24 protein-coding genes are annotated in these 25,807 nt (G+C 68.3%); 12 read left to right on the forward strand and 12 right to left on the reverse strand.

The features are described 5' to 3' along the window. Nucleotides 1–42 precede the first annotated feature (42 nt). The 5 genes from hpaD to ACZ7OI_RS39735 are packed head-to-tail and all read right to left on the reverse strand — an operon-like array spanning nt 43 to nt 5,670. Nucleotides 43–1,095: a 3,4-dihydroxyphenylacetate 2,3-dioxygenase gene (hpaD, locus tag ACZ7OI_RS39715; RefSeq protein WP_470269279.1), complete on the reverse strand. Its 1,053-nt coding sequence runs from the start codon at nt 1,093–1,095 to the stop codon at nt 43–45. Continuing rightward, a complete protein-coding gene (gene hpaE, locus ACZ7OI_RS39720) occupies nt 1,092–2,600 on the reverse strand; it encodes a 5-carboxymethyl-2-hydroxymuconate semialdehyde dehydrogenase (RefSeq protein ID WP_470269280.1) in 1,509 nt (502 codons plus the stop codon). Before hpaE ends, hpaD begins: the two co-directional genes overlap by 4 nt. A 2-nt stretch (nt 2,601–2,602) precedes the next feature. After that, entirely contained in the window at nt 2,603–3,547 is a 945-nt protein-coding gene (gene dapA / locus ACZ7OI_RS39725) for a 4-hydroxy-tetrahydrodipicolinate synthase (RefSeq protein WP_470269281.1), read from the reverse strand. A 15-nt stretch (nt 3,548–3,562) separates the two neighbouring features. After that, nucleotides 3,563–4,237 carry a GntR family transcriptional regulator gene (locus tag ACZ7OI_RS39730; protein WP_237596881.1) on the reverse strand — a complete coding sequence of 225 codons (675 nt, stop codon included), beginning with the start codon at nt 4,235–4,237 and terminating at the stop codon, nt 3,563–3,565. Beyond that, nucleotides 4,225–5,670: a fumarylacetoacetate hydrolase family protein gene (locus ACZ7OI_RS39735; RefSeq protein ID WP_470269282.1), complete on the reverse strand. Its 1,446-nt coding sequence runs from the start codon at nt 5,668–5,670 to the stop codon at nt 4,225–4,227. Before ACZ7OI_RS39735 ends, ACZ7OI_RS39730 begins: the two co-directional genes overlap by 13 nt. Nucleotides 5,671–5,755: 85 nt before the next feature. Between ACZ7OI_RS39735 and ACZ7OI_RS39740 the strand changes: the two genes are divergently transcribed. Then, a complete protein-coding gene (locus ACZ7OI_RS39740) occupies nt 5,756–5,932 on the forward strand; it encodes a hypothetical protein (RefSeq protein WP_470269283.1) in 177 nt (58 codons plus the stop codon). Between the two features lie 219 nt (nt 5,933–6,151). Here ACZ7OI_RS39740 and ACZ7OI_RS39745 read toward each other — a convergent pair whose 3' ends face one another. Both ACZ7OI_RS39745 and ACZ7OI_RS39750 read right to left on the reverse strand, forming a co-directional pair. Then, complete coding sequence (locus ACZ7OI_RS39745; RefSeq protein ID WP_470269284.1) at nt 6,152–7,225, reverse strand: DmpA family aminopeptidase; 1,074 nt, start codon at nt 7,223–7,225, stop codon at nt 6,152–6,154. After that, a complete protein-coding gene (locus ACZ7OI_RS39750) occupies nt 7,222–7,833 on the reverse strand; it encodes a TetR/AcrR family transcriptional regulator (protein ID WP_470269285.1) in 612 nt (203 codons plus the stop codon). The genes ACZ7OI_RS39745 and ACZ7OI_RS39750 overlap by 4 nt, the downstream gene beginning before the upstream one ends. Nucleotides 7,834–7,996: 163 nt before the next feature. On the opposite strand from ACZ7OI_RS39750, the gene ACZ7OI_RS39755 reads away from it, so the two are divergent. The 5 genes from ACZ7OI_RS39755 to ACZ7OI_RS39775 all read left to right on the forward strand — a co-directional run bounded on the left by ACZ7OI_RS39755 (nt 7,997) and on the right by ACZ7OI_RS39775 (nt 15,573). Next, nucleotides 7,997–9,391 carry an APC family permease gene (locus ACZ7OI_RS39755; protein ID WP_470269286.1) on the forward strand — a complete coding sequence of 465 codons (1,395 nt, stop codon included), beginning with the start codon at nt 7,997–7,999 and terminating at the stop codon, nt 9,389–9,391. A gap of 75 nt (nt 9,392–9,466) precedes the next feature. Continuing rightward, a complete protein-coding gene (locus tag ACZ7OI_RS39760; RefSeq protein WP_470269287.1) occupies nt 9,467–10,420 on the forward strand; it encodes an LLM class flavin-dependent oxidoreductase in 954 nt (317 codons plus the stop codon). Between the two features lie 131 nt (nt 10,421–10,551). Further along, the gene (locus ACZ7OI_RS39765) at nt 10,552–11,481 is read left to right on the forward strand and encodes an ABC transporter ATP-binding protein (protein ID WP_470269288.1); all 930 of its coding nucleotides are present in this window, start codon (nt 10,552–10,554) and stop codon (nt 11,479–11,481) included. Then, nucleotides 11,478–12,830 carry an ABC transporter permease gene (locus tag ACZ7OI_RS39770; RefSeq protein WP_470269289.1) on the forward strand — a complete coding sequence of 451 codons (1,353 nt, stop codon included), beginning with the start codon at nt 11,478–11,480 and terminating at the stop codon, nt 12,828–12,830. The genes ACZ7OI_RS39765 and ACZ7OI_RS39770 overlap by 4 nt, the downstream gene beginning before the upstream one ends. Before the next feature lie 4 nt (nt 12,831–12,834). Then, on the forward strand, nt 12,835–15,573 hold the full coding sequence (locus ACZ7OI_RS39775; protein ID WP_470269290.1) for a bifunctional YncE family protein/alkaline phosphatase family protein: 2,739 nt from the start codon (nt 12,835–12,837) through the stop codon (nt 15,571–15,573). A gap of 376 nt (nt 15,574–15,949) precedes the next feature. On the opposite strand, the gene ACZ7OI_RS39780 is transcribed toward ACZ7OI_RS39775, so the two are convergent. Further along, complete coding sequence (locus ACZ7OI_RS39780) at nt 15,950–16,519, reverse strand: TetR/AcrR family transcriptional regulator (protein ID WP_470269291.1); 570 nt, start codon at nt 16,517–16,519, stop codon at nt 15,950–15,952. 63 nt (nt 16,520–16,582) lie between these two features. On the opposite strand from ACZ7OI_RS39780, the gene ACZ7OI_RS39785 reads away from it, so the two are divergent. Beyond that, nucleotides 16,583–17,407 (forward strand): LLM class F420-dependent oxidoreductase, encoded by an 825-nt coding sequence (locus tag ACZ7OI_RS39785; RefSeq protein WP_470269292.1) that lies wholly within the window; start codon nt 16,583–16,585, stop codon nt 17,405–17,407. A 12-nt stretch (nt 17,408–17,419) separates the two neighbouring features. Here ACZ7OI_RS39785 and ACZ7OI_RS39790 read toward each other — a convergent pair whose 3' ends face one another. From ACZ7OI_RS39790 to ACZ7OI_RS39800, 3 genes are all read right to left on the reverse strand, one after another. Further along, entirely contained in the window at nt 17,420–18,118 is a 699-nt protein-coding gene (locus tag ACZ7OI_RS39790; protein ID WP_470269293.1) for an AMIN-like domain-containing (lipo)protein, read from the reverse strand. 159 nt (nt 18,119–18,277) lie between these two features. Further along, a complete protein-coding gene (locus ACZ7OI_RS39795; protein ID WP_470269294.1) occupies nt 18,278–19,585 on the reverse strand; it encodes a lipase family protein in 1,308 nt (435 codons plus the stop codon). 119 nt (nt 19,586–19,704) lie between these two features. Beyond that, nucleotides 19,705–20,679: a helix-turn-helix transcriptional regulator gene (locus ACZ7OI_RS39800; protein ID WP_470269296.1), complete on the reverse strand. Its 975-nt coding sequence runs from the start codon at nt 20,677–20,679 to the stop codon at nt 19,705–19,707. Nucleotides 20,680–20,772: 93 nt separating this feature from the next. Between ACZ7OI_RS39800 and ACZ7OI_RS39805 the strand changes: the two genes are divergently transcribed. The 5 genes from ACZ7OI_RS39805 (at nt 20,773) to ACZ7OI_RS39825 (ending at nt 25,051) form a co-directional block, all read left to right on the forward strand. Next, nucleotides 20,773–21,174, forward strand: coding sequence for a RidA family protein (locus tag ACZ7OI_RS39805; RefSeq protein WP_470269363.1), 402 nt, complete (start codon nt 20,773–20,775; stop codon nt 21,172–21,174). Between the two features lie 50 nt (nt 21,175–21,224). Further along, the gene (locus ACZ7OI_RS39810) at nt 21,225–21,575 is read left to right on the forward strand and encodes a PadR family transcriptional regulator (protein WP_470269297.1); all 351 of its coding nucleotides are present in this window, start codon (nt 21,225–21,227) and stop codon (nt 21,573–21,575) included. Continuing rightward, nucleotides 21,572–22,504: a hypothetical protein gene (locus ACZ7OI_RS39815; protein WP_470269298.1), complete on the forward strand. Its 933-nt coding sequence runs from the start codon at nt 21,572–21,574 to the stop codon at nt 22,502–22,504. The genes ACZ7OI_RS39810 and ACZ7OI_RS39815 overlap by 4 nt, the downstream gene beginning before the upstream one ends. A 2-nt stretch (nt 22,505–22,506) precedes the next feature. Beyond that, nucleotides 22,507–24,237: an arabinofuranosyltransferase AftB family protein gene (locus ACZ7OI_RS39820; RefSeq protein ID WP_470269299.1), complete on the forward strand. Its 1,731-nt coding sequence runs from the start codon at nt 22,507–22,509 to the stop codon at nt 24,235–24,237. A 76-nt stretch (nt 24,238–24,313) separates the two neighbouring features. Beyond that, nucleotides 24,314–25,051: an IclR family transcriptional regulator gene (locus ACZ7OI_RS39825; RefSeq protein ID WP_470269300.1), complete on the forward strand. Its 738-nt coding sequence runs from the start codon at nt 24,314–24,316 to the stop codon at nt 25,049–25,051. 164 nt (nt 25,052–25,215) lie between these two features. On the opposite strand, the gene ACZ7OI_RS39830 is transcribed toward ACZ7OI_RS39825, so the two are convergent. Then, nucleotides 25,216–25,695 carry a carboxymuconolactone decarboxylase family protein gene (locus ACZ7OI_RS39830; protein WP_470269301.1) on the reverse strand — a complete coding sequence of 160 codons (480 nt, stop codon included), beginning with the start codon at nt 25,693–25,695 and terminating at the stop codon, nt 25,216–25,218. Nucleotides 25,696–25,807: the final 112 nt, after the last annotated feature.

The raw sequence follows: 25,807 nt of genomic DNA on the forward strand, positions 1-25,807 counted from the left end.
CGGGGAAGGAACCTGGGGCTCCCTCCCCGGACGGGACGCACCTTAGACCTGTTCGCCCAGTTTGAAACCCTGCTCGGCGCCTTCGGCGCGGGTGTAGGAGAACCCGTCCGCCCCGATGGTCACGTCCATTTCCTTCGTGTCGGTGCGTTCCTCGACCGGCTGGAGGTTCCCGTCCAGGTCGAGCACCCGCGAGGCCTCGGTGTACCAGCTCGGCACTACCGGATTGCCCCACCAGTCGCGGCGCTGGTTGTCGTGCACGTCCCAGCTGATCACCGGGTTGTCCGGATCGCCGGTGTAATAGTCGTGGGTGTAGATCTCGATCCGGTGCCCGTCCGGGTCACGCACGTACAAATAGAACGCGTTCGACACGCCGTGGCGGCCGGGGCCGCGCTCGATCTGGTCCGATTTCCGCACCGCGCCGAGGTGGTCGCAGATGTGCAGGATCTGGTGCCGCTCGTGGGTCGCGAACGCGATGTGGTGCAGCCGGGGGCCCGCGCCGCCGGTGAGCGCGACGTCGTGCACGGTCGGTTTGCGGAACATCCACGCCGCGTACACGGTGCCCTCGTCGTCCACGATGTCTTCCGACACCCGGAACCCGAGGCCCTCGTAGTACTTCCGCGCGGCCGGCACGTCCGGCGTGTTCACGTTGAAGTGGTCCAGCCGCGACAGCGCGCCCGGGCCGTGCACGTCGTAGCGCTGGGTGAACCGCTCGACGTGCTCGGCTTCGTAGAAGAACTCGATCGGGAAGCCGAGCGGGTCGAGCACGCGCACCGCTTCGCCGATGCCGCGCGTCGTGCCCGCCGGGACGCGGCGCACCTCGACGCCGAGTTCCCGGTAGTACGCCTCGGCGACGTCGAGTTCGCCCTCGCCACGCACGCGATACGCGAGCACAGCCAGCGCCGGCTCCGCACCCTTGCGCAGGATCAGCGAGTGGTGCAGGTATTCCTCAAACGCGCGCAGATATATCGCCTGGTCGTCCTCGTATGTCACGACGAGACCGAGAACGTCCACATAGAACTCTCGCGACGCTTTGAGGTCGCTGACGACGAGTTCCGCGTAGGCGCAGCGGATGACGTCCGGTGGGGTCGTGGTCATGCCTTGTCCTTCCCGGCCCCGAAGCGCGCCGTGTGCACGTCGCCGAGCGTGATGTGCACGGCCTGCTGTTCGGTGTAGAAGTCGATCGAGCGGTAGCCGCCTTCGTGGCCGAGGCCGGACGCCTTGACCCCGCCGAACGGCGTGCGCAGGTCGCGCACGTTGTGCGAGTTGAGCCAGACCATGCCGGCGTCGATGCTTTGCGCGAAGTTGTGCGCGCGGGTGAGGTCGGCGGTCCAGACGTAGGCGGCCAGGCCGTACTTGACGTTGTTGGCCAGCTCGAGCGCTTCCTCGTCGGTGTCGAACGGCGTGATCGCCACGACCGGGCCGAAAATCTCCTCCTGGAAGATCCGCGCGTCCGGTTTCACGTCGGCGAACACCGTTGGGGCCACGTAATTCCCGGTGTCGAGGCCTTCCGGACGGCCGCCCCCGGCGAGCAGTTTCCCTTCCGTCTTGCCGATTTCGACGTAGCTCATCACCTTGTCGAAGTGCTCCGGGTGCACGAGCGCGCCGACTTCGGTGGCCGGGTCGTGCGGGTCGCCGACGACGATGTTGCGGGCGCGTTCGGCGTAGCGAGCGCAGAACTCCTCGTAAATCGGGCGCTCCACGAGGATCCGGCTGCCCGCCGTGCAGCGTTCGCCGTTGAGCGAGAAGACGCCGAACAGCGTGGAGTCCAGCGCCGCTTCGAAGTCCGCGTCGGCGAACACGACGGCCGGGGACTTGCCGCCCAGCTCCATCGACATGCCCTTGAGCCCGGGCGCGCAGTTGCGGAAGATCGTTTCGCCCGTGGTGGTTTCGCCGGTGAACGAGATCAGCCGGACGTCCGGGTGTTTGACCAGCGCGTCGCCCGCTTCCTCGCCGAGGCCGTTGACGAGGTTGAACACCCCGTCCGGAACGCCTGCCTCGCGGAAGATGTCCGCCCACAGGCTCGCCGACAGCGGCGTGAACTCGGCGGGCTTCAGCACCACGGTGCAGCCGGACGCCAGCGCCGGCGCGAGCTTCCAGCTCTCCAGCATGAACGGCGTGTTCCACGGCGTGATCAGCCCGGCGACGCCGACCGGCTTGCGGTTGACGTAGTTGACCTGCTTGCCGGGCACCTTGTAGGTGTCGTCGGCCTGCGCGACGATCAGGTCGGCGAAGAACCGGAAGTTCTCCGCCGCGCGCTGCGCCTGGCCGAGCGCCTGCTTGATCGGCAGGCCGGTGTCGAAGGTTTCCAGCTCCGCCAGCTGCTTGTCGCGGCTCTCCACCAGATCGGCGATCTTGTTGAGGATCCGGGCGCGCTGACGCGGCAGCATCTTCGGCCACGGCCCGTGGTCGAACGCTTCCTTCGCCGCGGCGACGGCGAGGTCGACGTCCTCGGCCTTGCCCGCCGAAGCCGTCATGTACGGCTGGTTCGTGACCGGGTCGAGCACCTCGAAGGTGTCGCCCGAGACGCTGTCGGCCGGCGCTCCGCCGATGTAGTGGCGGATGTGCTCCGGCAGGTTCTCCGGAACGTAGTGCGCGGTCATGGTCACTTTCCTTCCACGGTGAAGCCGTCGACGGGCGAGAGGTACTGCTCGCCCTGGCGCATCAGTTCGGTGATCCGGGCGATGCCCGGTTCGGTCGGGGTGATCAGCGGCGGGCGCACGAAGCCCGACTTGATGAGCCCGCGCTGCTCCAGCACCCATTTGCCGGGTGCCGGGTTGGTCTCGACGAACAGCAGGTCGACCAGCGGGTGCAGGCCGTAGTGGATCTCGCGGGCGCGGTCGAAGTCGCCTTCGGTCCACGCGCGGTACATCTCGGCGCTGGCGGCCGGGGCGATGTTGGCGGTGGCGCTCACGAACCCGGCTCCGCCGAGCGCGAGCAGCGGCAGGCACAGCAGTTCGATGCCCGACCAGACGAGCAATTCCTTGCCGCACAAGTGAAGTACGCGAGAGAAGTGCTCGAAGTCCTTTGTGGTCTCCTTGATCCCGACGAAGTTGTCGAAATCGCGGAACAGCCGTGCGACCGTCTCCGGGGCGAGGTCGACCGACGTCCGGCTCGGCACGTTGTAGGCGACGATCGGCAGGTCCGGGAATTCCTTCGCGACCGTGGCGTACCAGCGGTAGAGCGCTTCCTGGGTGGGCCGGGCGTAGTACGGGGTGATGATCAGTGCCGCGTCGATGCCCGCGTCGCGCGCCTCGGAGGTCAGCTCCAGCGTCTCGTCGAGCTTCGCCGAACCGGTGCCGGGCATGAACGGAACCTTGTCGTCCACCGCCTTGGCGACGGTCCGGATCGTCTCCGCGCGCTCGGCCACCGTCATCGCACCGGGTTCGCCGGTGGAGCCGCCGATCGAGACGCCGTGCGAACCGGACGCGAGCTGCCAGTTCACGAGGTTGGTCAGGCTCTCGTGGTCGACCTCTCCGGTGTCGAGGAACGGGGTCATCAGCGGCGCGATCGAGCCGGTGATGGCGTTCGGGGTACTGCGGAACCTCATGGGGTGGGGTCCTTCCTAGGGAGCTTCGGCGGGCGGGGCGGCCCGCCGGTCGAGGTAGGCGTCGAGGGTGGCGGTGCGGTGCCGGCGCGCGGCCAGCTCGAGTTCGAGCGGGTCGGCGTTCTGCTCGATCAGCACCAGCAGCTGTTCGTGTTCCTTGACGGATTCGTGCGCGCGGCCCGGGACGAAGCTGAACGTCGAATCGCGCAGCGACGCCAGCCGGTGCCAGCCGCGGTGCACGAGGTCGAGCACGTGCGGGTTCGGGCAGGGTTCAAAAAGGACCGAGTGGAACTCTTGGTTCAGCTCGGTGAACCGGTGCGGTTCGAAGTTCTCCAGCGACAAGCGCATCTGTTCGTTGACCGCGCGCGCCCGTTCGATGTCCTCAGCGGACAGTTTCGGCGCGGACAGCGAGGTGGCGAAACCTTCCACCAGGGCAAGGGTTTGCATGGTGTGCTCGTAGGCGGTCTCGTCGACCATCACCACCTGCGCGCCGACGTTCCGCTCGAACGTCACCAGCCCTTCGGCTTCGAGCAGGCGGATCGCTTCGCGCACGGGGACGACGCTGACGTCCAGTTCCTTGGCGATTTGCCCCAGCACCAAGCGATAGCCGGGACCGAAGGTCCTGTCGGCGATCCGGTCCTTGATCCAGCGGTACGCGCGCTGGGACTTGCTCTCGCCTGCTACGGGCGCCACTGGGCGTACCTGGCCTTCCAGTGGTCGTTCATCGGGTAGAGCCCGTCGACGCTTTCGCCGTTCGCGACCTGCTCCGCGATGAACGTTTCCTGGCGTTCCTGTTCGATCGCCGCGTCCGCGATTTTTTGCACCAGATGCGGCGGGATTACGAGGACGCCGTCGGAATCGCCGACAATCACGTCGCCCGGCTGGACGGTCGCGCCGCCGCAGGCGATGGTGATGTCGACGTCCCAGGGCACGTGACGGCGGCCGAGCACCGCCGGGTGCGGACCGGAGTGGTAAGTCGGGATGTCCAGCGCGGCCACCGCGGCCAGGTCGCGCACGCCGCCGTCGGTGACGATTCCCGCTGCTCCGCGGACCTGGGCGCGGAGGGCGAGGATGTCGCCGATCGTGCCGGTTCCCTTTTCGCCGCGGGCTTCCATCACCAGGACGTCGCCCGGATTCAGGCTGTCGATGGCGCGTTTCTGGGCGTTGAAGCCGCCGCCGTGGGACTTGAAGAGGTCCTCGCGGAAGGGGACGTAGCGGAGAGTCCTCGCGCGGCCGATGAGTTTCGTGTCCGGACGGGTGGAGCCGAGGCCGTCGATGGAGACGTGGTTGTAGCCGTTCTTGCGCAGCTGGGCGGAAAGCGTTGCGGTTCCTACGCTGGTGAGCTTGGTCTTGAGCTCTTCCGTGAGCACGAATTCCGCCGGAAGCCCTGCGGATTCCCTGTCGCCGTAAGCCTGTTCGCGCTGGTTGTCGTCGATTTTGGGCTGCGCGCTGAACTTCGGGAGCGGCGTGGTGCCTTCCGTGACCGGAGTGACCAGGCGGCCGGTGGTCTTCTCGCCGTGACTGACCTCGACCTCAACGACGTCGCCCGGCTTCACGACGGACGATCCGGCCGGGGTCCCGGTGAGGATGACGTCGCCGGGTTCGAGGGTGCTCAGCTGGGAGAGATCGGCGACGAGAGTGCCGAAGTCGAAGATGAGGTCTTCGGTGGTGTCGTCCTGGACGATCTCGCCGTTGACCCAGGTGCGCACGCGGAGGTTCGCGGGATCGACCTCCGCGGCGGGGATCGTGGCCGGGCCGAGGGGAGTGAAGCCGTCGCCGCCCTTGGACCGGAGGTTGGACCCGCCGTCGGCGTGCCGCAGATCGTATACGCCGAAGTCGTTGGCGGCGGTGACGCTCTCGACGTGGTCCCAGCCTTGTTCGGGGGTGACGCGGCGGGCTTGCTTGCCGATGATGAGCGCGATTTCGCCCTCGAAGGCGAGGAGTTCGGTGCCTGCCGGGCGCTCGATGGGGGTGCCGGAGGAGCTGATCGAGGTGGCGGGCTTGACGAAGTACGAGGGCTTCGCCGGGGTCCTCCCGCGTTGTTTCGCGCGGGACGGGTAGTTCAGATGAAGCGCGATGACCTTGCCCGGCCGCTCCGGCGGGGTGGTGCTCGATACGGGACTCATGGGGGTTGACCTGCCCGGATGTCGTCGGGAGAGGAAGATATCTCAAAAGATATACGATCCTGGCGGGCGAGGGCAAGGGGCGGAGATGCGGGAAGCCTGCCTGCGCGGCACCGCGCTCAGGGCGTGCCGGGTGATGTATCCGCTGGGCAGGCGAACTGTTTCGGCGGCGACTGCCCAAGTCAGCTCTCAGGCGACCGGCATCCTCCAGCTCGACAAGACACCGGCGCTCAGGATCCGCGACTCTGGCGGCATCGACCGGTAACGCTCCGCCGTGGGCCACGTGAGTGCCGATCCCGGTTCTAACCGGGACAGGCGCTCACGAGGCCCACGGCAGGGGTCGCGGGTCTCGCGCGTGCCAGGGAAGGAGTCAGCACACGCGAGACCCTTCTTGCGGCGGGGGCGGGTCTATCGGCGAAGCTCCGGCTCGCCCGGACGCGGCGCGTGGTCAGCCAAGCGCCCGGGCGAGCCCGCCGCGCCTGCTTTAGGCCCCCTCCAGCCAGCGGCTCACCGGAAGCGCCGGAACCCGATGCCCCCGATGTCCGACCATCTCCTCATTCGCCACCAGCGCGTTCAGCACCGCCTCCTCGACCGCCTGCACCACGGCCTCGAAGAACGGATCGATCGCCCCCCACGGGATGAACCGCATGCTCTCGTAAGGCTCATCGTCCGGACGAGGGAAATGGCTGTTCAAAGCACCTGCGTTGGCTGTGCTGAACGCCAAGAACAAGTCGCCGGAGAAGTGCGACCCAGTAGTCCCAGTCCGCGCCAACCCCAGCGGCACCCGCCGGGCCAACGCAGTGCACTGCCCGGGCAACAGAGGCGCATCAGTCCCGATCACAACGATCACCGACCCCGCACCCGCCGGGGCGAGCCAGCTGGTGTCGGCCATCGGATTGTCCTCGGCCAACTCGACGCCAAGCTGCGACCCAGCCACCGTGAGCTCCGAGCGGCTCCCGAAGTTCGCCTGCACCAACGCTCCGACCGTATAACTGTCCGAGCCATGAGAAACAACCCGCGACGAAGTCCCGGTACCTCCCTTGAACCCGTAGCAGGTCATCCCAGTCCCGCCACCCACCGAACCCTCCGCAATAGGGCCGGAGGCAGCCGCATCGATCGCGGCAACAGCGTGGTCGGTCCGGATAGTCGGCGCGTTGACGTCGTTGAGATACCCGTCCCACGTCTCCGCGACCACCGGCAGCAGCCACTCCGCCGCGGCGTCCGGGCGTTCCCGCACCACCCAGTCGATCGTGCCGCGATGACACTGTCCGACGGAGTGGGTGCTGGTGATCAGAACCGGCAGGGTCAGCGATCCGGTCTCGGCAAGCCAGGCCCGGCCGGTCATTTCTCCGTTGCCGTTCAGCGAAAACGTGCCCGCGGAGCACGGCACATCGAACCGGGAACGGCCGCGCGGCAGGATCGCGGTGACCCCGGTCCGCACCGAATCGCCTTCGATCAAGGTGGTGTATCCGACCTCGACGCCTGGGATATCAGTGATCGCGTTGTGCGGGCCGGGCTTGCCGCCGAGGGTCAAGCCTAGGTCGCGGGCGCGGGTCATGCGGGGTCCTCCAGGGAGCATCGGGTCGAAACGCGGGCGTAGGACAGGACCATCGCCTCGGCGACGGACCGGTCGAGCGGCGGAACGGCTTGGGTCAGGTGCAGGCCGTACCCGTCTTCGAGGGCGACGAGGTTGCGGGCGATGGTGACCGGGTCGTCGGTCAGGTCGAAAATCCCGGTCGCCGCCCCGGCTTCGAGGATTCCGACGTAGCCGCGGACCTGACGTTCGTACAGCGCGATGTGCCGGGCGGCGTACGCCGGTTCGCGGCGGGCGATGGTGCCCAGTTCGTACAGCAGCACGCACAGTTCGTCGTTCTTGCCGTTCGGCAGGCCGCTGCCGATCATCGCGCGCATCCGGGCGCGCGGGTCGGTTTCGGCGGCGACAGCGGCTTCGCGTGCGACGCAGAAGCGTTCGACGGCCTCCTGCTGCACGTCTTCGAGCAGGTCGCTCAGGGAAGGGTAGTAGTACAACAGGGAACCCGGCGACATGCCGGCGTGGTCCGCGACGTCGCGCAGCTTCAGGTTCAGCACGCCGCGTTCGACGACCGTGTGCCGCGCCGCGGCCACCAGTTCCGCCCGCCGCTCGGGGGCCTTGCTCGGTCTTGCCATGCCTTGATTCTTTGAACAAATCTCGAAAAATGCAAGCCCTGAACGGATCGAGACCGCTGAAGTCTTGACGTGGCGGGCCTGAGGGCCTTAGCTGAACGCCCGGCTGGTTATTTGAGTTCCATTCAAACAACGTACTTGAGCAACGACTTGATGGAGGCCAGCGTTGTCCACCCCCGTCTTGCGCCGCGGGTTGCGCACTCTCGGCATGCTGCTGATCACGCTTTCCGCGATCAGTCCGGCGTCCTCGGTGTTCGTCATCGCGCCGGGCGTCCTCACCGGCGCCGGATCGGGCGCCTTCTACGCCTTCCTCGCCGCCGCCGTAGTCGGCATCTTCATGGCCTTCGTGTACGCCGAACTGGGCTCGGCCTTCCCGTCCGCGGGCGGCGAGTACACGATCGCCGCCCGCACGCTGGGCAAACTGCCCGGATTCATGGTGCTGGGCATCATGATCGTGACGCAGGTGCTGATCGTCGCGGTGATCGCGCTGGGCGTCGGCACCTACCTGAGCGTGGTGCTGCCCGGCGTGTCGCCGGCGGTCGTGGCGTCGGTGACGTGCGTGCTCGCCGCGATCGTCGCGGTGTTCGACATCAAGCTGAACGCCTGGGTCACCGGCATTTTCCTCGCGGTGGAGCTGCTGGCGCTGGCCGTGGTCGCGGTGCTCGGGCTGGCCAAGCCGGCCCGTCCGTTCACCGATCTGCTCGCGCATCCGGTCGCCCCGGGCGGCGGTCCGGCGACGATCAGCGCGGTGATGATCGCGACGGCGATCGCGATCTTCGCCTACAACGGCTACGGCTCGGCTGTCTACTTCGGAGAGGAAACGAAGGACGCCGGACGCGGAGTGGCGCGGGCTGTCCTCATGGGACTCGGGGTCACCGTGCTGGCCGAGCTGATCCCGGTCACCGCGGTGCTGATGGGCGCGCCGGATCTCGGCACTTTGTTCAACTCTCCCAACATGTTGTCGTACTTCGTGCAGGCTCGCGGCGGCAGCACGCTCGACACCGTGCTGAGCCTCGCGGTCGCGCTCGCCATCATCAATGCGGTCCTCGCGATCGTGCTGATCAGCTCCCGGCTGGTGTTCAGCAGCGGCCGGGACCGCGCTTGGCCGAAGGCGATGAACCGCGCGCTCTCGGCGGTGCACCCGAAGTTCGGCACCCCGTGGGTCGCGACGCTGGCGACCGGATTCATCGCCGCCGCACTGTGCTTTGTGGACCCGCAGATCCTGACCGTCGTGACCAGTACGTCGATCGTCGTCGTGTATGCGGCGCTGTGCCTCGGCGCGATCCTGGGTCGCCGTTCCGGAGCAACGGCCGGGGCGAAGTACCGGATGCCCGGGTTCCCGATCGCACCGGTGGTGGCGTTGATCGCGCTGGCGGGCGTGCTGTACGTGAACGCGGCAGATCCGGTGATCGGACGGCCGAGTCTCATTGTCACCGGCGCGATCGCGTTGCTGGCCTTGGGATATTACCTCGTGGTGCTGCGCCGCCGCGGTGGCTGGCAGCTGAGCGAGGCGGTGGAGGAAGAGGAAGACGCGCCCGCGCCAGTGCGGGAAACCTCGTAAGCCGCGGCCGGACCGTCCACTTGAGACCTGGGCGGTCCGGTTGTCGTCCCGCACCGCGTCCGGGATGATGCCCGGGTGCGGGTTTCAGTGCTGGACACTTCGCCGATCGTCGCGGGGTCGACCGCGCGGGAGGTGTTGCAGCGCACAGTCGATCTGGCCGAACTGGCCGACGAACTGGGATATCACCGCTACTGGCTGCCCGAACACCACGGCATGCGTGGTGTCGCGAGCGCCGCGCCTGCCGTGACAGCGGCCCGTATCGCGGATGCCACGAAGAGGATCCGCGTCGGCGCGGGCGGCGTTCTGCTGCTCAACCATCCGCCGCTGGTCGTCGCCGAGCAGTTCGGCACGCTCGCCGCGTTTCATCCCGGCCGGATCGACCTCGGGCTCGGCCGCGCGCTCGGCGGCCCGCGCCGAGTGGCCGACGCGCTGAACCCCGGCCCGGCGGAAAGTTTTCCCGCCCGCATCGAGGAGTTGCTGACCTACTTCGCCGACGCGGACCAGCCACTGCGCGCAACTCCCGCGCAAGGGAACGTGCCGGACATCTGGCTCCTCGGCTCAAGCACCGCAAGCGCGCACCTGGCCGCCGAACTAGGCCTGCCGTACGCGTTCGCCTACCACCTCCGCCCCGCCGAAGCCGCCGCCGCGACCCGGATCTACCGCGAGAACTTCCGCCCCGGCCACACCGCCGAACCGTCCATTGTGGTCAGCGTTGCGGTGGTCGCCGCCGCGACCGAGGAACGGGCCGAATGGCTCGCCAGGTCCATTCGGGCTAAGGCATTGAGCCGTTCGCGCGGCGAGCGGATCTTGTTGCCGCGTCCGGAAGACGCGGTCGTGGACCCGGCCGTCGGCCCCGGTCCGGTACTCGCCGGAGCCCCGGCGGCACTGCGGAGTTCGTTGCGCGCAGTCATCGCCGAAACCGGCGCGAACGAACTGATGATCACCACTCCGATTCACGACCACGCGGAGCGGAAACGGTCCTATGCGCTGGTCCGGGAGATCTCGGACACCTTGCCATCGCGCGATTGATCCCGTTTTGTCCGATTGACCGCCGGGAAACCGGCTGCGGCGCACGGGGTTTCCCCAACGTTCAACCTGGCACGGGTTCGCATGTCACTTGTCGTGCCTAAGTTCCTCACGGCTTCGGAAAGTGGGGATTCATGAAAACCAGCGACGCGGTGCGGGCCCGCGCGATCACCAAGTGTTTCGGCGACGTGATCGCGCTCGACGGTGTCGATCTCGACGTGGCATACGGCGAGATCCACGGGCTCGTCGGCCCGAACGGCGCGGGCAAGACGACGCTGCTCGGCCTGCTGCTCGGACTCGCGGCCGCCGACGAGGGCGAACTCGAGATCCTCGGCCGCCCGGTCGGCCGTGCGCTCGCCACCCCGGACGGCATCGCCGGGTTCGTCGACGGGCCGGGGCTGTACCCCTCGCTCACCGCGCGGCAGAATCTGGCCGCGCTGGCCTCGCTGCGCGGACAGACCGTCGACCTCGACGATCTCCTGGCGCAGGTCGGGCTCACCGACGTCGCCGACGACCGGGCGCGCGGGTTCTCCCTCGGCATGCGCCAGCGCCTCGGCCTCGCCGCCGCGTTGCTGACCAAACCGCGGCTGCTGATCCTCGACGAGCCAGCCAACGGTCTCGACCCGGCGGGCAAGAAACACGTGCACAGCGTGCTCGCCCGGCTCGCCGACGAGGGGACCGCGGTGGTGCTGTCCAGCCACCGGATGGACGACCTCGAAGCGCTCTGCTCGGAGGTCACCATCCTGTCCGCGGGCTGCGTCGTTTTCACCGGGCCGCTGGCGAAACTGTCCTCCGACGATCGTGAGCTGGCTTATCGCCTGGTGACGTCGGATCAGAAGGCCGCGCGCGAGATTGCCGAGAACGTTCCCGGGCTGCGGATCGACGACGCCCAGACCCCGCGCGGACAGGCAGACGTCCTGGTGGTGAGCGGTCTCGTACCCGCACTGGACGACCTGGTCGCGCGCGTCGTCGGCAAGGGCATCGGCGTACGGGAACTGGCTCCCGTCGTTTCGCCGCTGGAGGCGGCGTTCCTGGAGCTGACGGAGCAGGAGGACAAGCGATGACCCTCACCGAGGAACGGGCGCCGGCGCCGGTCCGCCCGGTCGGGCTGGGCCGCGGCTACCGGTTCGAACTGGTGAAGTTGTTGTCGCAGTGGCGGATCCGCGTGCTGCTCCTCGCCTGCTGGCTCGCGCCCGCGGTGTTCGTCGCCGCGGTCAGCCAGCAGAGCGACCTGCCGGTGGACACCCTGTTCGGCCGCCTGATGAACGCCACCGGCTGGGCCGGGCCGCTCGTCCTGCTCGGTTTCGCGGGCAGCTACGCGCTTCCGCTGCTGACCTCGCTGGTCGCCGGGGACGTCTTCGCCGCCGAGGACCGGCTCGGCACCTGGCGGCACCTGCTGGTGGCGATGCGGTCGTACCGGCGGATCTTCGTGTCGAAAGCGCTTGCCAGCCTCACCGTGATCTTGTTGCTGGTCCTCGGATTGGCGGTGTCCAGCACTGTCGGTGGTCTCGTCGCGGTCGGCGGGCAGCCCTTGATCGGCCTCGACGGACACCTGCTGTCCTCGGGCGACGCGGCGGCGAAGGTCATTCTCGCCTGGATCTGCGTTCTCGCCCCGACCCTTGCCCTGGCGGGAATCGGCCTCCTCGGCTCTGTCGCATTAGGACGGTCGCCGATGGGCTTGCTGCTGCCCGCGGTGGTCGCACTCGTGATGGCGGTGGCGCAGCTGCTGCCGCTGCCGGTCGTCGTGCGGCTCGCGCTGCCGACATACGCGTTCATCTCGTGGAACGGTCTCTTCACCGACCCGGTCCAGTTCGGTCCGCTGCTGATCGGCGTCGGGGTGAGCCTGGTGTGGGCAGTGGTCGCGACTGCGCTGGCGTATGCGCTCTTCGTGAGACGCGACTTCACCGATCTGACATATGACGGTGCCGGTCGTCGTGTACTCACTGCGGGCCTGCTGCCGCTGGCCGCGCTGGTCGGCGTCACGGTGGCGGTCGTCGCGGTCGCTACGCCGGCGTCGGGATCGGGCATCGACCAGGCCAAGCTGCAGCAGTCGCTGTCGACCGAATTCGCGCACCTCTACCGGATCCAGGCCGCACAACTGCACCGTCCGGACGTCACGGAGGAGCAGCTCGCGGCCAGCACGGAATGCACCAAGGGCGGCGGCCTCGTCGAGGCCGAAGGCCCCGGCAACGACTGGCGTTGCGTCGTCTCCTGGCATCTCCCTGGTATCTCAGCGACCGGACAGGCGATCTACCAGCTCGATGTCACCTCGGACGGGCGGTATGTCGCCGACGGCGACGGACCGAAGGAAGTGAACGGCTACTTCCAGGTGCGGACCCCGGAAGGGGACCGGCCCAACCCGCTGTGGCAGTTCGACGGCAACGTCGAACTGCTCTCCTCCACGAAGGGATGAGGACATGCAAGTAACGCGCCGTCGCAGGCGTGGCGGGAAGACAGAACTCCGCAGATCCCGCAAGCTGCGCTTCGTCACGGCGGGGGCGACCGCGGTCGCTCTCGTCGCCACGGGCTCGGGCATCGGCCTCGCCTCCACCAAGCAGTTCGGCACCGACCAGGTCGGCCAGGAAACCGCGAACGGCCTGACCATCTCCAGCGACCAGTACCTCAAGCCGATCGGCGAGCGGCTGGTCCTGCCCAACGGCAAGATCATGTCCTCGACCGTCAGCCCGGACGGCAGCCACTTGGCCGCGCTGACCACCGACGGCGGCATCGCGCTGACCATCGTCGACCTGAAGAGCTGGAAGGTGCAGCAGCTCGTCGGCAAGGACAAGAAGGCCGACCTGCAGCTGCCGGGCAATGACGTCGGACAGGAAGGCCCGTCGTACTCGCCGGACGGCAAAACGCTGTGGCTGGGCCAGATCGACGGCTACCGCAAGTTCGACGTGAACCCGGACGGCACCGTCGCGAACCCGACGTGGGTCGCGATCCCGGCCGACGGGGCCAAGCATTCCCTTGCCGCGGGTGCGATCTTCTCGCCGGACGGGTCCACTGTGTACTCCGCGGTGAACGGGCAGAACCGCGTCGTCGCGATCGATGCCGCCAGCGGTCAGCTCAAGCAGAGCTGGACCGTCGGCAACGCGCCGCGCGCACTGGTGCGGATCGGCGACCGGATCTACGTCAGCAACGAGGGCGGCCGCGCGGCGAAGCCGGGCGACACCACGATGAACTCGTACGGCACCGACGTCGTGGCGGACCCGAAGACCGGGGCCGCCACCACCGGCACGGTCAGCGTGATCGACCTGGCGAACCCGGCCGCTCCGGTGAAGAGCATCGACGTCGGCCTGCACCCGACCGCCTTGCGCGCCAAGAACAACACCCTGTTCGTGGCGAACACCGGCGGCGACAGCGTTTCGGTGATCGACGCCCAGCGGGGCGTCGTGGTGCAGACCATCGCGACGCAGCCGTGGCCGGAGGCGACAGTCGGCTACGAGCCGACCGACATCGCGCTCACCGACGACGGCCACCTGCTGGTGACCCTCGGCCGGGCGAACGCGGTCGCGGTCTACCGCTACTGGTTCCCGCAGGCCCCCGCGGCCTTCATCGGTCTGCTGCCGACGGACTACTTCCCGTCTGGTATCTCAGCGTCGGGCAAAAATATCCTTGTCGCGAACACCCGCGGCATCGACGCCCGCCGCCCGACCGCCGCGGCCGGGCACGCCACGCACGACACCACGTCGAGCCTGCAGCGGTTCACGCTGCCGACCGACTGGCAGACCTGGGCGCAGACATACCAGGTCTTCAAGCAGAACGGCTGGACGCCCGGTTCGGTGCAGAAGGCGGGCGGCAACCGCGACGTCAAGCCGGTTCCGGTGCCTCAGCGGCTCGGCGACCCGTCCACGATCAAGCACGTTTTCTTGCTGGTCAAGGAAAACCGGACGTACGACCAGCTCTTCGGCGACATGAAGAAGGGCAACGGCAACCCGGCGCTCGCGCAGTTCGGCCAGGCCGTCACGCCGAACCAGCACGCGCTGGCCGACCAGTTCGGGTTGTACGACAACACGTACGACATCGGCACGAACTCGGCCGAGGGCCACAACTGGCTGATGCAGGCGGACAACCCGGAGTACACCGAGTCGTCCGCCGGCGAGTACAAGCGCAGCTACGACACCGAGGACGACGCGCTGGGCCACCAGCGCAGCGGCTTCCTGTGGAGCGGAGCGCAGGCGGCGGGCAAGACCGTCCGCGACTTCGGCGAGTTCCAGCAGTTCCTGACCAAGCCCGCGGGCGCGAGCTGGCAGAACCTGTACTGCGACTCGAAGAACATGGCCGCGACCGGCGAGCCGACCGCCTACCCGCTGGTCTCGTCGTCGCCGATCCCGTCGCTGAACAGCGTTTCGGTGCCGGGCTTCCCGAAGTTCGACACCGACGTGCCGGACCAGTACCGGTACGAGATCTGGAAGAACGACTTCGAGAAGAACGGCCCGGCGAACCTGAACATGTTCTGGCTGTCGAGCGACCACACCGGCGGGCCGCCGAGCCCGGCCGCGCAGGTCGCCGACAACGACCTGGCCGTCGGCAAGATCGTCGACAAGATCTCGCACAGCCAGTACTGGAAGGACTCCGCGATCTTCGTGGTCGAGGACGACTCCCAGGCCGGGCTGGACCACGTCGACGGGCACCGGGCCCCGATCCAGATCATCAGCCCGTACGCCCAGCACGGCGCGACCGACAGCCGGTACTACTCGCAGATCACCATGATCCGCACCATCGAGCAGATCCTCGGGATCCACCCGATGAACCAGAAGGACAGCGCGGCCACCCCGATGGCGACCGCGTTCACGCAGAAGCCGGACACCACGCCGTTCACCGCGGTGCCGAACCAGACGTCGCTCACCGCGGGCCTCAAGACCCCGCCGTCGTGCGGCACGGACAACGTCCCGACGGCGTCCACCGCGGCGGCGTCGGCGGCGGTGCCCGCGGACAAGCAGCAGCTGGCGCAGCAGTGGCAGCAATGGCAGTCGCAGCAGAAGCTGACCGGCCCGAACGCCACCGCGGACTACGCCAACCCCGCGCAAATGGACCACTTCACGTGGTACCAGGTGCACGGGTGGACCCAGCCGTATCCGGGCGAGGACAAGATCTTCGCCCCGGACCAGGTGCCGGGAGCGTTCATCCCGTCTGCTGATTCGGACGGCTGATTCGGTAGCTGGCAAGGGAAAGCCCCTGTCCGCCGGTGTGCGGGCAGGGGCTTTCTTTGTGGTATCTCAACGTGCGTTCGGTAGTGGATCACTGAGGGCCGCTGGAGTAAGCCTGACGAGGGCGAGGTGGCGGGGCACTGGCGACCGGCTGGAGTGAGTCTGTCGACGAGGAGGGCTCGATAACGGGGCCAGTGCGCGCCCGCGACTGCGGTGATTCTGGTGGTCGGGCAGGGTCTTCGTGATATCTCAACCGAGGTTGGGTAGTGGAGCACTCGCGGCAACTGGAGAAACTCCGTCGCCCAGCGAGGCGTGATACATCAGGCCAACGCGCGACTGCAGCGATCCTGGTGACCAAGCAGAGGCTTCCCGTGATATCTCAACGCACGTTCGGTAATGGAGCACTGGCGGCCGCTGGAGAAAGTCCGTCGATCAACAGCGCGAGATACCGGGGCCAGTTCGAGCCCGCCACCGCGGTGACCATCGTGATCAGGCAGGGGAGATCTTCGAGCGTCAGATCGGAACGCACCGCCCCGGCTTCCTGCGCCCGAGACAGCACCTCCCCGAACGCCCCCAGATGCCGTCCGGCGATCTCGGCGGCGAGGGCGTTTCCGTTGACCAGCGCGAGGACCCCCGGGTGTTCGAGGAACGCGGCGACCCCGCTCTCCAGCACGATTTCCAGCGCCCGGCGCGGATCCGGTTCGGCGTCGACACGGCGGCGGATCGGCTCCGCTTGCTCGGCGAAGTAGTCCTCGAGCACCGCCGCGAGCAGATCGTCCTTGGTCGGGAAGTGCCGGTAGAGCGTGCGCGCGCTCACCCCCGCGGCCTGCGCGATCTTGTCGAGCCAGACCTCGCCGCTGCCTTGGACCGCAGTGCGCGCCGCGGCGAGGATGGCGCGCCGGTTGTGCTGGGCGTCGGCTCGCGGGCGTTCGGTTCTGGGCTCGGCCACGGCGTCACGCTAGCACCGCGGAGCTAAATGTCAGTCGACTGACATTTAGGCTACGGTGGTCTCATGGACCACGGCATCGTCACCTTCCTCACCGACTACGGCATCGCCCCCGTCCGGCTCGGGCAGGCGGTGGAGGAGCGCGGCTTCGGCTCGCTGTTCCTCACCGAACACACCCACATCCCGACCAGCCGGCTCACCCCGTACCCGGTCGGCGCGGCGGAACCGCAGCCGCTACCGCGCTACTACTCGCACACGTTCGACCCGTTCACCGCGCTAGCCGCCATCGCCGCCACCACCCAACGGATCGGGCTCGGCACCGCGGTGTCGCTGGTCAGCCAGCATCACCCGATCACCCTGGCCAAGCAGGCGGCGAGCGTCGACGTGCTGTCCGGCGGCCGGTTCGAACTCGGTGTCGGCCCGGGCTGGAACGCCGAGGAGATGGCCGACCACGGCGTCGATCCGGCCCGTCCGATCGCGCGCATGCTCGAACACGTCGCCGCGGTCCGGACGATCTGGACCGAGGACGAACCCGAGTTCCACGGCGAATTCGTCGACTTCGACCCGATCTGGTCCTGGCCCAAACCGGCGCGGCCGCTGCCCGTGCTGATCGGCGGGGTCGGGGTGAAGGTGCTCGACCGCGTGCTCAGCCACGGCGACGGCTGGCTCCCGCTGCCGCTGTACCCGATCGACTTCCTGCGCACGCGGATCACCGAACTGCGCGAGCGGGCGGGCCGCCACGTGCCGGTCACGCTGTACGGGGCCGATCCGGAGAAGCTGCCGGACTACGCGGAGGCGGGCGTCGACCGGGTCCTGTTCGAACTCGAGGACCACGAGGATCCCGCGCACGCGCTGCGGCAGCTCGACCGTCTCGCGGATTTCGTTCGCTGAGCGGAGATTGGTTCAGTGCGCGAGGTCGACCACCACCCGGCGGATCTGGTCGGCTGGCACTTCCTGGCTGCTCACCCGGAACGGAACCCGCTCCCGGACGCCGATGGCGATAGTGCACTGGCCCTCGAATGAGCCCGCGAACCGGACCGCGCGCAAGGACGGCCAACCGGTTGGCTGCGCGAAATAGTCGCCGATTTGGGCCAGCACGCGACCAGGTTGGTGTCCGCTGTCGTCGAAACCCTGCGCGGGTGCGCGGATCACCGCTTGCAAGACCGCGCTTCCGCTCACTGGCAACGGTTTCCCGGAGGGATCCGCGGTCACGAGCGGAACGTATCGCACGGTGAATCCGGCTGCGGCCGCACCGTTGATGGTGAACACCACTTCGTCGTAACAGCCGTGTCGGCTGACGGTGACCAGGTACAGCGCGTTCGTCGTCGATCCTGGGCTTTCTTTGGTTCCGGTGCCCCAATTCCGGGTCGAGCCACAGGGCGAGACTGGACTGTCCGAAGAGGACGAATTCGGACGGTCCGAAATGGACGGAGCAGCGCTGTGGGCTGCCGTAGTGGTGGGAGCCGTGGTGCCCAGCGGTGCTGGGACGGCGGCCGGCCCGCTGCACGCGGAAAGCAGAAGAATCCCGGCCGCCACCGGGATCTTGCGCAGCACAGTGCTTCTCGCCGGAAGCCTGCGAAGCTGTGGAGGATTGGTGTACATGACGCGCCTGCCTGAGGAAATCCGCCGCGAGGGGCGGTCGAAGGTCCCGGGGCAGGCCGGGCGGATGCGGTCAGTGTGCGGGCGGACCAGGCGGTTCGGCGACGACGGTGACGCAGTCGCAGGGCTTTCGTCGCCGAACCGTTGCCTGGATCAGCCGCTTCAGGACCCGGTGTGCTGCTCCGGCTCCAGCGAGTTCCCCGGCGGGATCTGCCCGCAGCTGGACGGCGCGGCCTTGCCCGCGAACCGGTCGCCGAGCCAGGCGATCGCGGTCGGCGCCCACACCGGGAGTGCCGTGGCGTGGCTGAGCAGGTCGTACTGCGTGTACTTGATCGAGGTGTTCCCGCTCGCGCAGTACTGATTCGCGAGCGCGCGGACGTCGCCGGCCACCATCACGCCGTCGCCGGTGCCGATGCCCGGCTCATTGCTCACGGTGCCCTCGAGCGCGCCGTTGTTGGCCTGCGCGATGAACCCGGGAATCGAAGGCGTCGCCGCCGAGCCGATGTTCACCTTGTTGACCGCGTCGACGAACGGCGGCACCGAATCCGGGTTCGCGTACTCCGGCTTGACCAGCTTCTGCCACGTCAGCCCGGGGTAGTGGCCGAGCGCGTTGGCGATCGACGCGTGTTCCAGTTCGCCGAGCACCTTCAGTCCGTACTCGCTGGCGTACGGCTTGAGGTCGATGCCGTACCCGCGCGAGACGCCGATCAGCGCCATCGGGATCACGCCGGACCAGACCGGGCTGCCGCCGACGTACTTGAGGTTGTGCGCGGGATCGACGAGCACCCCGCCCTCGGCGAAACCGACGAGGTTCTTCTCGACTTCCGGCGCGTAGCTCGCGGCGATCGCCGACGCCCAGCCGGTCGCGATCGCGCCGCCGGAATAGCCGATGAGGCCGAATTTGGTGGATTCGGTCATTCCGGTGCCGGGCGCGTGCGTCGCGGCGCGGATGGAGTCCAAAGTGGTCTGACCGTATTCCGGGCCGTCGGCGAAATCGGCGGTCGGGCCCTCGGTGTCCGGGATGACGACGCTGTATCCGAGCGCGAGCGCCGGTGCGATGAGCAGCGATTCGGCGTTCGGCAGCGCGCCGCCGAGCCGGACGTCGCCGGCGATCGCGCGGGACGGCGCGTCCTCGGGGTCGAGCGAATCGTACGCGGACTGGTACGACACGACCTTTCCGTTGCCGCCCAAGGGATTTCGGACGACCGAGGTGACGTTCGCGGTGGGATTGCCCTGTGCGTCGGCGGTCCGGTAGAGCAGCTGGATGGCCTGCACTGGGGTGGGGAAGCCGAAGACGTGATATGTCAACGTCCGCGTCTTCAATACGGTGCCCGGCGCGTACGACGAGAGCGGCGTGCTGCCGTCGTAACTGTAGAAGGAATCAGCCGAGGCGGCGGCGGGCAGCGCGACGGCGGACGTGATCGCGAGAGCGGCGGCGGCGATCAGCGCGCGGACGGGTTTCCGGATCATGACTCCCCTTTGAACCATGAAGTTCGAACCATGATGTGGATCACGACTGGCGGGTAACTTACCAGTGAGTAGGTATCTGCACAACTACGGAATGTGCTGGCAGTGCCGGTGCCGAGGAGTCAGGCGGGCCCCGAGTAGGCGGCGGCGAGCGCGGCGGCGCGGTCGTGCAGCGCGGTGCGCAACGATTGCGGCGCAAGGACTTCCGCGTTCCGGCCGAGCTGCCACAGCGCCCATTCGGCGTGCCGGGAATCCTGGAAAGCCGCCTCCAGTCGAAGCCACCCGTTCGGGCCGGATTCCTCGGCGAAAATGGCGAGCGCGGTGCGTGCCAATTCCTCCCGCTGCGCGGGACGAATCCGGACTAGTGTGACGATTTGGTCGCCGCCGCTCCGGAACCGTGTGCTGCGTTCCCGCCAGGCGCGGCCGAGGTCTACTCGATCTGGTCGCTGCGCGGGTTCGTCGAGTTCTTCGGCGGCCAGCACCCGGGACAGCCGGTACGTCCGGTCCTCGCCTTCGCGAGTGGCCAGCAAATATCCCAACTCCCGTACGGTGACCAGTCCAATCGGGTGCACTGTGCGCCACTTCGGGGACTGGTTCACCGCTTGGTAGCGGATGCGCACCTGGTGCCCGGCGAACACCGCGCGGCGGATCTCAGCCACCACCGCGTCCGGTGCCTCGTCAGCGACCGCGCGGCGCGAGAGGAGATCGATCTCCGGGTCGATGAGCAGTCGCTCAGTCACGCCCGCGGCAGTGGTCCGGTGGCTTTCCGGCAGCGCGTCGACCACTTTGAGCATGGCCGAAGCGAGCGCCGAACCGAGGCCGAATGCCTGCGCGCCGCGACGTGACCCGGCGACCAGCAGCGCCAGCGCCTCGTCGTGGTTCAGCCCGGTGAGTTCGGTCTGAAACCCGGGCAGCAGCGCGAAACCGCCGTTGCGCCCGCGTTCGGCGTAGACCGGCACGCCCGCCGCGGACAGCGCGTCGATGTCCCGCAGCACAGTGCGAGTGGAGACTTCCAGCTCACGGGCGAGAGTGGCCGCGGACAGCCGGCCGCGCTGGCGCAGCAGCAGGACCAGCGAGACCAACCGGTCGGCGCGCATACCGGAAATTCTACCCAATACACGACACTGGATGTCGTGTATTGCTTGCCAAGCTGCTCCGCGTACTGCCCGAGAAGGCGAATGAAGCAAGTGGTGGAGCGAACGACTGTCAACCCGTGGGCGTGGTCGGCGGCGATGGGATACAACCAGGGCGAACTGGTGTCCGGGCCGGTCCGGACCCTGTACTGCTCCGGGCAGACCGCCATGAACGGCGACGGCGAACCGCAGCACGCGGGGGACCTGGCGAAGCAGATGGCGCTGAGCCTCGACAACCTGGAGGCGGTGCTCGTCGAAGCGGGCATGACGCTGGCAAATCTGGTGCGGCTCAACGTCTACACGACCGACGTCGACGAGCTTTTCCGGCACTACGGCGTCCTCGCCGCACGCCTCGCCGCGGCCGGGGTCGCCCCGTCGACCACGATGCTCGGCGTGACCCGGCTGGCGATTCCCGCCTTGCTGGTCGAGCTGGAGGGAACCGCTGTCGCCGAGCTGTAGCACCGTAGTTCGGACACCCGCATATATCGCGACGTGATATATATGGACGGGTGACCGAACGAGGCATGTCGGAGCAGGTCTTCCTGATCCTCACCGCGCTCGCCGACGAGCCAAAACACGGCTACGGCATCGTCCAGGCCGTCGAGAAGCTGTCGGAGAACCGAGTCCGCCTCCGGGTCGGCACGCTGTACGGCGTGCTGGACCGGCTGGTGGCCGACGGGTGGGCGGAGCGGGACAAAGAGGAGATCCACCAGGGCCGGCTGCGCCGGTACTACCGGCTGACCGACCTGGGCGGCCGTACTTTGGCCGAGCAGGCCCGGCGGCTGGCGGCGAATGCCGCGGCGGCGGATTCGGTGCTGCGGGCGCGGGGCTGGGCGCCGCAGACGGGCGGCGGGGCATGACCGCTCCGGAACTCCAGTACCGCCGGATGGTGCGGCTGCTGCCTCGCTGGTACCGCGCCGACCGCGAGGACGAAATGGTCGGCGCGCTGCTGGACGCTCGAGACGGCGGCCGTCTCGAGGAATGGCGCGAACTGCTCGCGATGCTGGGGCTGGGCCTGCGGGCCCGGCTGGCCGCAAGCTCAGCCCCGGCTCGCGTGGTCGCTTTCGGCGACACGGTGCGCCTGGTCGCGCTGCTCGGTCTCCTGTGGGGCGTGATGAAAGGCGTCCTCGCCGTCGGGCGCGACCTGTCCGAAGCCGTCACCTTTCCGCACCTGCTCGGCCGCTTCGCCGCGCCGGTCATGGCGCAGGTGGCTCATCAGCTCAAGCAGGACCTCGGGCTGGCCGCCGCGACGGCGGTGCCTCTCGTGTTCCTCTTCGCCGGACGGCGCCGGGCCGCTCGAACGGTCGCCGGGGTGGTGCTGGTCGCGGGATTCGCCGCGTTCCTGTACCGGTATTCGTTCAGTTTCAGCCCGGATCTCCTGGGCTATTTCGTACCGCAATGGCTGCCCTTGCTGCTGCTGGTCGTCGGATTCCACTCCGGCGCGCCCCTGCCGGTCGCGCGGAAATGGTGGCTCGCGCTAGCTGCGATCGTGGTTTCGGCGCTTTGTTTCGAGTTCTTCGGCGACTCGGATCTGCGCGGGCTTTCCTGGTACTCGTGGGCCGCCGCGTTGATCATCCCGGCTTACTTCGCGTTCCGGCGCCGCACGCCCGCGTGGTCGTTCTCGCTGGCGGTGTGCTGTGCGTTCGTACTGATCCAGCCGCTCGTGCTCAAGGCCACCATGGCCGGGCCCGGCTTCATGCCGACAGAGTTGGCGCAACTCTCCCTCGTAGGCACCGGCATCGTGGCGCTGGTCGCGGCCGGAATCATCGATTACCGGCGGAACTCTTAATCGTGGACACTATTCCCAGAGCGCTTCCGCGCGCCCTAAAACAGCCCGTTTATCTCCTTGACTACAGGCGAAGAAACCGCTGGATAATCGTCGGTTCGATACTGCTGATCGCCATTCTCGGCTACGTCACCCGCTGGATTTGCGACGACGCGCTGATTTTCACCAGAATCGTCGAGCAGATCCTCGCCGGAAACGGCCCGGTCTACAATCTCGGCGAACGGGCCGAGGCTTCGACGAGCACGCTGTGGCAATGGCTGCTCGCGTTCGCCGGGTTCGTGTTCGGCCAGTCGGACACCTCGACGCTGTCCTGGATGCTCGGCCTGCTGCTCACCGCCGCCGGGTTCGGCTTCGCGGTGAGTGCGACGAGCCGGTTGCACGGCGGGCACGTCGCGGCGATGGTGCCGTGCGGCGTGCTCGCGCTGCTGGGCGTCCGGCCGGTGTGGCAATACGCGACGTCCGGGCTGGAAACCGGGCTCAACACGTTCTGGATGGCGCTGTGCTGGTGGCTGCTCGTGCGCTCGCGCGGCGGCGGGTCGGCCAGAGCGGTGGTCGGCGCGGCGTTCGCGATGGGGCTGGGGCCGCTGGTCCGTCCGGAACAAGCGTTGGTCGCGGCGGTTTTCTTGGCCGCGTTGTGGTTGGCGGCAAAGCCGTCGTGGCGAGTCACGCTCGCCGCGGTCGCCGCCGCCGGCGGGCTGCCGGTCGGTTACGAGATCTTCCGCATGGGCTTCTACGGCATCATCGTGCCGATGCCCGCGCTCACCAAAAACGCGAGCGAATCCTTCTGGGCAAGGGGATTCGCATACGTCGGCGACTTCGTGAACCCGTATCTGCTGTGGTTGCCGCTGGTGCTCTGCACGGTTCTGCTCGCCGGAGTGCTGCGGCGCCGCACCGATCTGGTCGTCACGCTCACCCCGGTCGTCGCGGGTGTGCTGTCGCTGGGATATCTGCTCAAGATCGGCGGCGACTACATGCACGCGCGGATGGCGCTGCCGATCTTCTTCCTGCTGATGCTGCCGGTACTGGTGCTCCCGGCTTCGAAGAACACTCGCGCGGCCGCCGTCGTCCTGCTGGCGTGGGCCGTTCTTTGCGGCAGTCTCGGGCAATTCGCTCCGCGGAACGGCAAACTCATCGACGACGAGCGCGGCTACTACCACGCGTGGACCGGCCAGGAGTGGCCCACCGAATCGGCGGACTTCACCTGGAAGATGAAATATCTCAGGGACGCCGCCCGGCCGGGGATGCTGACCTACGAGGGCCCCGGCCCGCAAGCGCAGATCGTGACGACACCACTGCGCGCGGACGTCCCGTCGAAGTCCATGATCATCGGGGTGTACCTCGGGACGGCCGGGGTCATGTCGCCGGTGGACGCCGGCGTGGCCGATTTCTGGGGCCTCGCCAACCCGATCGGCGCGCGGTTCGAGTTCCCGACGGTGAAACCGGGACACTCGAAACCGTTGAGCAACGCCTGGCTGCTCGCGGATTACGCGGACCCCTCCGCGCCGGTCCCCAGCCCGGGCAACTTCGCGGTGCGCGCCGACGTGACCGCGGACCAGGTCGCCGCCGCCCGGCACGCGCTGAGTTGCGGAGATCTGGCGGAAATCCAGCGCTCGGTGCGAGAACCGATGTCGCCGGGCCGGTTCTGGGCCAATCTCACCGGCGCCGTGCACCGGACCGGAGTGACCGTCCCGCCGGACCCGTTCACCGCCGAACGGACTTTCTGCGGATCTCCGTGATCCGCCTCGCGGAACTGCCCTTGCCCAGGTCAGACCAGGAAGCGCATCCTGGAGACCCCGGGGCGGAGGTGACGGGATGACGGCCGGGCCGACCTTGATCGGGTCCGTGCGGCGCGCGTTGCACCTGCTCGACGCCGTCGGCGCGAGCGAGCGGCCGGTGCCGGCCAAAGTGCTCGCTCGCAGCGTCGGACTGCCGTTGCCCACGACGTATCACCTGCTGCGCACCCTCGTCCACGAGGGCTACCTCCGGAAACTCGACGACGGCTACGCACTCGGCGGCCAGGTCAGCGAACTGTGCCAGCGCACGTCACTGCACGCCTTCCTGCCGCGGATCCGCCCGGCGCTGCGAGCGCTGCGCGACGAGGCGCACGGAGCCGCGTACCTCTCGCTCTACACCGACGGCGACATCAAACTCATCGACATCGCCGACAGCGCCGCCGCCCCGTCGGTCGACCTGTGGGTCGGCGTCCACGAATCAGCGCACGCGACGGCGTTCGGCAAGTGCATCCTGTCCGGCCTCGACAGCGAGCACCGCTGGGACTACCTGTCGCGGCACCGGCTGACGGACCTCACGCCGCACACCATTACCGACAGCCGCGTCCTGGAGCAGAAGTTGGCGCAGTGCGGTGAGGTCTTCAGCGATCGTGAGGAGTACCTGCTCGGTACGGCCTGTGTGGCGGCGACGGTCCGCGTGCCGGGGGCGTTGGGCGCGGTCGCGATTTCCTTGCCCGCACGGCGGTTGGGATCGGCTCCGCTGCAGTCGTTGCGCCGCACCGCCTGCCGGGTGTCCCGTGCGCTGGCCGTCGCGCAGTGACCCGGGCCGTTGTCACCATTTGAAAACCAGCCCGTTGTCCGCCAGCCGTTCCCCGGCGAGAGTGGACTTCAGCACGCTGGAAAGACACCCCGGCCCCCCGCGTCGGGGAAGCGCGCGGGTCGCCGCCGAGTCCCACCGTTGCCCGGCGGCGTCCCGTGTTCGCCTCAGCTGGCGTTGGCGAACTGGCCCGGCTGGTACAGCCCGGCCGGCGTGCGCACGATGACGTTCATCCGGTTGGCCGCGTTGATCAGGCCGATCAGCATGACCAGGGCGGCGAGCTGGTCGTCGTCGTAGTGCTCGCGCGCCTGCGCCCACGTTTCGTCGGAAACGTCGCCGGCGTCCGCGATCCGGGTGCCCTCCTCCGTCAGCGCGAGCGCGGCCCGCTCGGCGGGGGTGAAGACGGTCGCCTCTCGCCAGACGGCGACCAGGTGGAGCCGTTCCGCGGTCTCGCCCGCCGCGGTGGCGTCCTTGGTGTGCATGTCGGTGCAGAAGCCGCAGCCGTTGATCTGGCTGGCCCGCAGCGAAACCAGCTCCTGCGTGGACGTCGGCAGCGCCGAGTTGCGCAGCAGCATGCTCAGACCGGCGAACCGCTTGCCGAGCGACTTGCCGAGGTCGTTGCTCATCATGTCGAACCGTGCGCTCATCAGATCCTCCAGTGTGGTGAAGCGGATGCCCATGAGATGCCGGCCGCCCGCCGGATGTGACAACTGGAGATGTGACCCGCGTCATACCGGGAAAACCGGTGGCCCGGCCTCC

This window comes from Amycolatopsis sp. NPDC114503, from assembly GCF_055633655.1.